The organism is Streptomyces sp. NRRL B-24572 (genome assembly GCF_002156145.1).
GTDB classification, from domain to species: domain Bacteria; phylum Actinomycetota; class Actinomycetes; order Streptomycetales; family Streptomycetaceae; genus Streptomyces; species Streptomyces vietnamensis.
The window spans coordinates 1-7014 of record NZ_MWIG01000172.1; the positions used below are offsets into that span (position 1 = coordinate 1).

General features: G+C 73.3%; 6 protein-coding genes and 1 pseudogene. 3 read left to right on the forward strand and 4 right to left on the reverse strand.

All coding sequences use genetic code 11. The features are described 5' to 3' along the window. Positions 1–214 precede the first annotated feature (214 nt). Positions 215–1291: a uroporphyrinogen decarboxylase gene (gene hemE, locus CCN56_RS11250; RefSeq protein WP_086826056.1), complete on the forward strand. Its 1077-nt coding sequence runs from the start codon at positions 215–217 to the stop codon at positions 1289–1291. Between the two features lie 28 nt (positions 1292–1319). On the opposite strand, the gene CCN56_RS11255 is transcribed toward hemE, so the two are convergent. The 3 genes from CCN56_RS11255 to CCN56_RS11265 all read right to left on the reverse strand — a co-directional run bounded on the left by CCN56_RS11255 (position 1320) and on the right by CCN56_RS11265 (position 4162). After that, the gene (locus CCN56_RS11255; protein WP_086826058.1) at positions 1320–1742 is read right to left on the reverse strand and encodes a hypothetical protein; all 423 of its coding nucleotides are present in this window, start codon (positions 1740–1742) and stop codon (positions 1320–1322) included. A 65-nt stretch (positions 1743–1807) separates the two neighbouring features. Beyond that, positions 1808–3181 (reverse strand): FAD-dependent oxidoreductase, encoded by a 1374-nt coding sequence (locus CCN56_RS11260; RefSeq protein WP_086826060.1) that lies wholly within the window; start codon positions 3179–3181, stop codon positions 1808–1810. A gap of 18 nt (positions 3182–3199) precedes the next feature. Next, complete coding sequence (locus CCN56_RS11265) at positions 3200–4162, reverse strand: DUF4349 domain-containing protein (RefSeq protein WP_256961907.1); 963 nt, start codon at positions 4160–4162, stop codon at positions 3200–3202. Positions 4163–4301: 139 nt separating this feature from the next. Here CCN56_RS11265 and hemG point away from each other — a divergent pair, with 139 nt between their 5' ends. Beyond that, positions 4302–5789 (forward strand): protoporphyrinogen oxidase, encoded by a 1488-nt coding sequence (hemG, locus tag CCN56_RS11270; protein WP_086826072.1) that lies wholly within the window; start codon positions 4302–4304, stop codon positions 5787–5789. Between the two features lie 17 nt (positions 5790–5806). Continuing rightward, positions 5807–6520: a hydrogen peroxide-dependent heme synthase gene (hemQ, locus tag CCN56_RS11275; RefSeq protein ID WP_041131776.1), complete on the forward strand. Its 714-nt coding sequence runs from the start codon at positions 5807–5809 to the stop codon at positions 6518–6520. 186 nt (positions 6521–6706) lie between these two features. Here hemQ and CCN56_RS11280 read toward each other — a convergent pair. Further along, positions 6707–7014, reverse strand: a pseudogene (locus CCN56_RS11280) (TIGR04222 domain-containing membrane protein); the annotation flags it as partial.

Below are 7014 nucleotides of genomic sequence, written 5' to 3' on the forward strand. Positions count from 1 at the left end.
GCGAATCCGGTTCCGCCCGCCGGAACGCGGGCGGAACCGGATTCGCCTCCGTACTGTCCGCCGTTTCGTCCGTCCCTCGATCGCCGTCGGAATGATCGGAAAAATGTCCCTGAGCCGCAGCCATGCGGGGAAGAGTAGGCGGAACGGGGCCTCTGTGCAGGGAGGACACCCGGCCCGGACGAGCGGCTTCCCGCCACATGCGAAGATTCTGGGCGTGAGTGCCATTGACCGCCCGCAGGGCCAGCAGACGAAGCAGCAGTCGCGGACGTACGACTCCGCGTTCCTCAAGGCGTGCAGGCGTGAGCCGGTGCCCCACACCCCCGTCTGGTTCATGCGACAGGCCGGGCGTTCCCTCCCCGAGTACCTGAAGGTCCGCGAGGGCATCCCCATGCTCGAGTCGTGCATGCGGCCCGAGCTGGTCACCGAGATCACGCTCCAGCCGGTCCGGCGCCACAAGGTCGACGCCGCCATCTACTTCAGCGACATCGTCGTCCCGCTCAAGGCCATCGGCATCGACCTCGACATCAAGCCCGGCGTCGGCCCGGTCGTCGCCGACCCGATCCGCACCCGCGCCGACCTGGCCCGGCTGCGCGACCTGACCCCCGAGGACGTCCACTACGTCACCGAGGCCATCGGGATGCTCACCGAGGAGCTCGGCGACACCCCCCTCATCGGCTTCGCCGGCGCGCCTTTCACCCTCGCGAGCTACCTCGTCGAGGGCGGCCCCTCGCGCAGCCACGAGCACACCAAGGCGCTCATGTACGGCGACCCGCAGCTCTGGGCCGACCTGCTCGACCGCCTCGCCGAGATCACCTCGGCCTTCCTCAAGGTCCAGATCGAGGCCGGCGCCTCCGCCGTGCAGCTCTTCGACTCCTGGGTCGGAGCGCTCGCCCCGGCCGACTACCGCCGCTCGGTGATGCCGGCCTCCACCAAGGTCTTCGACGCGGTCGCCGGCTACGGCGTCCCGCGCATCCACTTCGGTGTCGGCACGGGCGAGCTCCTCGGCCTGATGGGCGAGGCCGGCGCGGACGTCGTCGGCGTCGACTGGCGCGTCCCGCTCGACGAGGCCGCCCGCCGCGTCGGCCCCGGCAAGGCCCTCCAGGGCAACCTGGACCCGGCCGTGCTCTTCGCCTCGACCGAGGTCGTGGAGGCCAAGACCGACGAGGTCCTGGCCGCCGCGAAGGACCTGGAGGGGCACGTCTTCAACCTGGGCCACGGCGTCATGCCGGCCATGGACCCGGACGCCCTGTCCCGCCTCGTCGAGTACGTGCACACGCGGACGGCCGTCTGACCGACGGCCGCCCGCGTGCGGTGGGGGCTCAGAACTCGCAGCTGATGGGCGGGTTGCCGGTCCCCACCCGGCAGTAGTCGAGGCCGATGCCGCCGCTGACGGTGGCGTTGTTCGTGTCGACGCGGATGTAGTCGTTGCCCGTTCCGCCGTTGACCTGGCCGGCGACGACCGTGCCGACCCTGATGTAGTCGCTGCCGTCGCCGCCGAGCACCTGGCCGCTGGACGTGGTGACGACGATGTAGTCGTTGCCGCCCAGGCCGTTGATCGTGTCCGTCGAGTTGATGGACGCGCACGTGATGTAGTCGGAGCCCGAGGTTCCGTTGATGGTGGGGCCGGCGGCGGGGATGCCGTTCACCTGGCAGGAGACCGCGGCGTGGGCGGGCGTGCTCAGGACGAGCGGAGTGACGACGAGAGAGGCGGCGCAGAGCGCTCGCGCGGCGTTTCTGATCATGTGATCAGTTACCTATGGTGACGCTCTGATCGCAAGCCGTCACCATGGGTGATCCGCCGCTCGGGTCATTCCGCCGCCCGAACGGCCGCCACCGCCTTGCGCGCCGCGACGAGCACCGGGTCCCACACCGGCGAGAAAGGCGGCGCGTACCCCAGGTCCAGGGCCGTCATCCCCTCCACGGTCATCCCCGCCGTCAGCGCCACCGCCGCGATGTCCACCCGCTTCGCCGCGCCCTCCCGGCCAACGATCTGCACCCCGAGCAGCCGGCCCGTGCGCTTCTCGGCCAGCATCTTCACCGTCATCGGCGCGGCCCCCGGGTAGTAGCCCGCCCGGCTCGACGACTCGACCGTCACCGTCACGAACCGCAGCCCCACCTCCCGGGCTTCCTTCTCCCGCAGGCCCGTCCGCGCGATCTCCAGGTCGCACACCTTCGACACCGCCGTGCCCACCACGCCGGGGAAGGTCGCGTAGCCGCCGCCCACGTTCGAGCCGATGACCTGGCCGTGCTTGTTCGCGTGCGTGCCGAGGGGCACGTGCCGCTCCCGGCCCGAGACCAGGTCCAGGACCTCCACGCAGTCACCGCCGGCCCAGATGTTCTCGTGGCCCCTGACCCGCATCGCCAGATCGGTGAGCAGCCCGCCGTACGCCCCGAGCGGCAGTCCCGCCGCCCGCGCCAGCGAGGTCTCCGGCACCACGCCCGTGCCGAGGACCACCACGTCCGCCGGGTACTCGTCCGCGTCCGTCGCCACCGCCCGCACCCGGCCCTCCGAGCCGGTCAGGATCTTCGTCGCCGGTGCCGAGACGACCGTCCTGATCCCGAGCCCGTCCATCGCCCGGTGCACGAGCCGCCCCATGTCCGGATCGAGGGTCGCCATCGGCTGCTCGCCCCGGGTCAGGACCGTCACCTCGTAGCCCCGGTTCAGCAGGGCCTCCGCCATCTCCACCCCGATGTACCCGGCGCCGACGACGACCGCCCGCCGCCCCGGCGCACCGGACAGCGAGTCGAGCAGCGCCTGGCCGTCGTCGAGGGTCTGCACCCCGTGCACCCCCGGCGCGTCGATCCCCGGCAGCGGCGGGCGCAGCGGCCGGGCCCCGGTCGCGATCACCAGCTTGTCGAAGCCCGTCCACGCCTCCGTACCCGCCTCCAGGTCCCGCGAGCGGACCCGCTGCCCCGGGACGTCGATCTCCGTCACCTCGGTCCGCGTCCGCAGGTCGATGTTATGGGCCCGGTGCTCCTCGGGGGAGCGCGCGATCAGCTCCCCGCGCGAGGCCACGTCCCCGCCGACCCAGTACGGGATGCCGCAGGCCGAGTACGAGGAGAAGTGCCCGCGCTCGAAGGCGACGATCTCCAGCTCCCCCGGGGACCTGAGCCTGCGCGCCTGCGACGCGGCGGACATGCCCGCCGCGTCGCCACCGATGACCACCAGTCGTTCGCTCATGAGACTCATGGGACGAAACTACTTCTCCGGACTCTCCTGGGGGGCCGGAACCACGGGCGCCCCTGCGGCGTTCCGCGGGGTGTCCGGCAGGCCCGGGACGGCGTCCGCCGGCCGGGTGCGGGCCGCGAGGCGCGGACGGACGAGACGGCGCCACAGGACGAAGAGGATCAGCGCGACCGCGAGCCACGGGGCCAGCGCGGTCAGGACGATCCCCACCCAGGCGGCCGCGCCCACCAGCGCGTTCCAGCCGCCGCCCAGGGCGTCCCCGAAGCCGGGGCGGCCCTCCTCCCGCTCCTCCGCCGACGGTTCCTCGGGCTCGGAGAGCCGGAGCGTGATCGTCGCCATCGTCGTGCTGTCCTTCAGCGAGGCCTGCTGGGCGAGCAGTGCCTCCAGGTCCGCCTGGCGGCGGCTCAGCTCGCCCTCCAGGGTCACCACGTCGGACAGCTTCTCCGCCCGGTCCATCAGCGCCCGCACCCGCGCCACGCTCGCCCGCTGGGTGGCGATCCGGCTCTCCACGTCCACCACCTGGTCGGTGACGTCCTTGGCGGACGCCCGGCGGTCGAGCAGCTTCCCCGCGCCCGCGAGCTCGGTGAGGACGGAGTCGTACCGCTCCTGGGGCACCCGCAGCACGATCTGCGAGGTCAGGTGCGTGCCGTCGACCCGCTCCGTCGTCTCGTTCTCCACGTGCCCGCCCGCGTCCGTCGCCACCCGACGGGCCGTGACCAGGGCCTTCGCCGCGTCCTTCACCTCGACGGAGAGCTCGGCGGTACGGATGACGTGCTGCCGTGCCGGCGCCTTCGACGCGGGCTTCCCGGCGGCGCCCGACGCGCTGTCGGCCGCCCCGTCGGCGGGCTTCGCCGCCGCCATGCCGTCGGCCTTGCCGTCCGAGGCGGACTCCGTGGCGCCCGCCCCGCAGCCGGTCAGGACCAGTGAGGCCGTCAGCAGGACCGCGGCCGCCGTTCTCGTTCTTGCTGCCCGCACGAGGTTCCCCCCAGGATGGTGGTGAGTAGTGCCCGTTGGACGTACGGGCACGCCGTACGGGTTGCCCTCCGGCGGTAGCGATGCGGTCACGGTCAGGCCTCGGAACGGGCGCGGGCGGGCGATTTGAGAGAGTGGTGCCATGAACGCGGACACCACGGGACACCACGCCGGGCATCGCGCCGGGCCGCACGCCGGGCCTCACGTCGTCGTCGCCGGAGGCGGGATCGCCGGACTCGCGGCCGCCCACCGGCTGGCCCTCGCCGGCCACCGGGTGACCCTCCTCGAAGCGGACGCCCGGCTCGGCGGCAAGCTCCTCGCCGGGGAGATCGCGGGCGCGCCCGTCGACCTCGGCGCCGAGTCGCTGCTCGCCCGCCGCCCCGAGGCCGTCGCCCTCGCCCGGGCCGTCGGTCTCGGTGACCGGCTCCAGGCCCCCGCGACCACCACCGCGTCCGTCTGGTCCCGGGGCGAGCTCGTCCCCATGCCCAAGGGGCACGTCATGGGCGTCCCCGGCGACCCCGCCGCCGTCGGGGGGCTGCTCTCCGCCGAGGGCGTGCGCCGCATCGGCGGCGACCTGGAGCTGCCGCCGACCGAGATCGGCGAGGACATCGCCATCGGCGCGTACGTCGCCGCGCGCATGGGCCACGAGGTCGTCGACCGGCTCGTCGAACCCCTCCTCGGCGGGGTGTACGCCGGTGACGCCCACCGCATCTCGATGAAGGCCGCCGTCCCCGCCCTCTTCGAGGCCGCCCGCGTCCACCCCACGCTCACCGCCGCCGTCCACGCCGTCCAGCGGGCCGGCGCGGCCACCCCCGCCGACGCGGCGGGCGCCGCCACCGGCCTCGGCGGCTCCGCCTTCCTCGGCATCGACGGCGGCATCGGCACCCTCCCCGGCGCCGTCGCCGACGCGGTCCGCGCCGCAGGCGGCGAGATCCACACCGGCACCCCCGTGAACGCGCTCCTCCGCACCGGTGCCACCGGCTGGCAGGTCGTGACCCCGCACCGGACCTTCGACGCCGACGCCGTCGTCCTCGCCACCCCCGCCGGCACCGCCGCCCGCCTCCTCGGCGGCCACGCCCCGGAGGCGGCCGCCGAGCTCGACGCCGTCGACTACGCCTCCATGGCCCTGATCACCCTTGCCTTCCGCCGCTCCGACATGCCCGCCCTGGAAGGCTCCGGCTTCCTGGTGCCCCCCGTCGACGGCCACACCATCAAGGCCTCCACCTTCTCCGCCCAGAAGTGGCAGTGGGTCGCCGACGCCGCCCCCGACCTGTTCGTGCTCCGCACCTCCGTCGGCCGCCACGGCGAGGAGGAGCAGGTCCACCGCGAGGACTCCGACCTCGTCGACGCCTCCCTCAAGGACCTCGCCGCCGCCACCGGCCTCGCCGCCCGCCCGGTCGCGTCCACGGTCACCCGCTGGATCGGCGGCCTGCCCCAGTACCCCGTCGGCCACCTCGCCCGCGTCGCCCGCGTCCGCGAGGCCGTCGCCGTCCTCCCCGGACTGCGGCTCGCGGGCGCCGCGTACGACGGCGTCGGCGTCCCCGCCTGCATCGCCTCGGCCCACCGCGCGGCCGACGAGATCATCGCCACGTCGGGAACGGGGCACCCCGGTGCGGGGCACTCCTCGTGACGGGCGAGAATAGGCGTATGAGTGCGCCCGAAAAGATCCCGAACGCCGGTAAGAAGGCGAAGGACCTCAACGAGGTCATCCGCTACACCCTGTGGTCCGTCTTCAAGCTGCGCGACGTTCTCCCCGAGGACCGCGGCGGTTACGCCGACGAGGTCCAGGAGCTGTTCGACCAGCTCGCGGCCAAGGACATCACGATCCGCGGCACGTACGACCTGTCCGGTCTGCGCGCCGACGCCGACGTCATGATCTGGTGGCACGCCGAGACGAGCGACGAGCTCCAGGAGGCGTACAACCTCTTCCGCCGCACCAAGCTGGGCCGCGCTCTGGAGCCCGTCTGGTCGAACATGGCGCTGCACCGCCCCGCCGAGTTCAACAAGTCGCACATCCCGGCCTTCCTGGCCGACGAGAACCCGCGCGACTACGTCTCGGTGTACCCCTTCGTCCGCTCCTACGACTGGTACCTGCTCCCGGACGAGGACCGTCGCCGCATGCTCGCCGACCACGGCAAGATGGCCCGCGGCTTCCCCGACGTCCGCGCCAACACGGTCGCCTCCTTCTCGCTCGGCGACTACGAGTGGCTCCTCGCCTTCGAGGCCGACGAGCTGCACCGCATCGTCGACCTCATGCGCCACCTGCGCGCCTCCGAGGCCCGGATGCACGTCCGCGAAGAGGTCCCCTTCTTCACCGGTCGCCGCAAGAGCGTCGCCGACCTGGTGGCGGGCCTGGCCTGACGGCCGTACGAAAACCTGGTGGCGCGCCCGGCTCCCGGCCGGGCGCGCCACCCCTTGATCCGGAAGATCAGACGGCGGCAGAGCCACTGCCCGCCGCTCCAGCGACACCGGGTCCGGCTCCGGGTGCGGCGCGCTTCATGCGCGCCGCACCGGCGTCATTTCCGGGACCTTTTCCTTCGTGGGGTCTCAGCCCTGCAGGGCCGCGCGGAGCTCCGGCTCCAGGACGGCCGGACCGCGCGTCGCGAGAGCCGTGAGCGGATCGGTGCGCGGATCGGCCGACGACAGCCCCGAGAGCAGCCGCTGCCCGGCCGGGGACGCCCAGCGCGTGTACGGATACACCTCGATCCCCCCGATCAGCAGGCAGAGCCCCGCCCCGACCAGCGGCATCGCGAAACCGGCGATGACCGGGGCCCGCTCGTCCCCCGGCACGAGCAGCACCGCGACCGTTCCGAGCACCAGCGTCAGCAGGAACCCCGCCCGTACCGCCCGCACCC

What these genes read in the sequence shown, in the direction of transcription:
- hemQ (WP_041131776.1), top strand. Translation starts at nt 5,807, where the DNA reads ATGAGTGCGCCCGAAAAGATCCCGAACGCCGGTAAGAAGGCGAAGGAC.
- hemG (WP_086826072.1), top strand. Translation starts at nt 4,302, where the DNA reads ATGAACGCGGACACCACGGGACACCACGCCGGGCATCGCGCCGGGCCG.
- CCN56_RS11260 (WP_086826060.1), bottom strand. Translation starts at nt 3,181, where the DNA reads ATGAGCGAACGACTGGTGGTCATCGGTGGCGACGCGGCGGGCATGTCC.
- CCN56_RS11255 (WP_086826058.1), bottom strand. Translation starts at nt 1,742, where the DNA reads ATGATCAGAAACGCCGCGCGAGCGCTCTGCGCCGCCTCTCTCGTCGTC.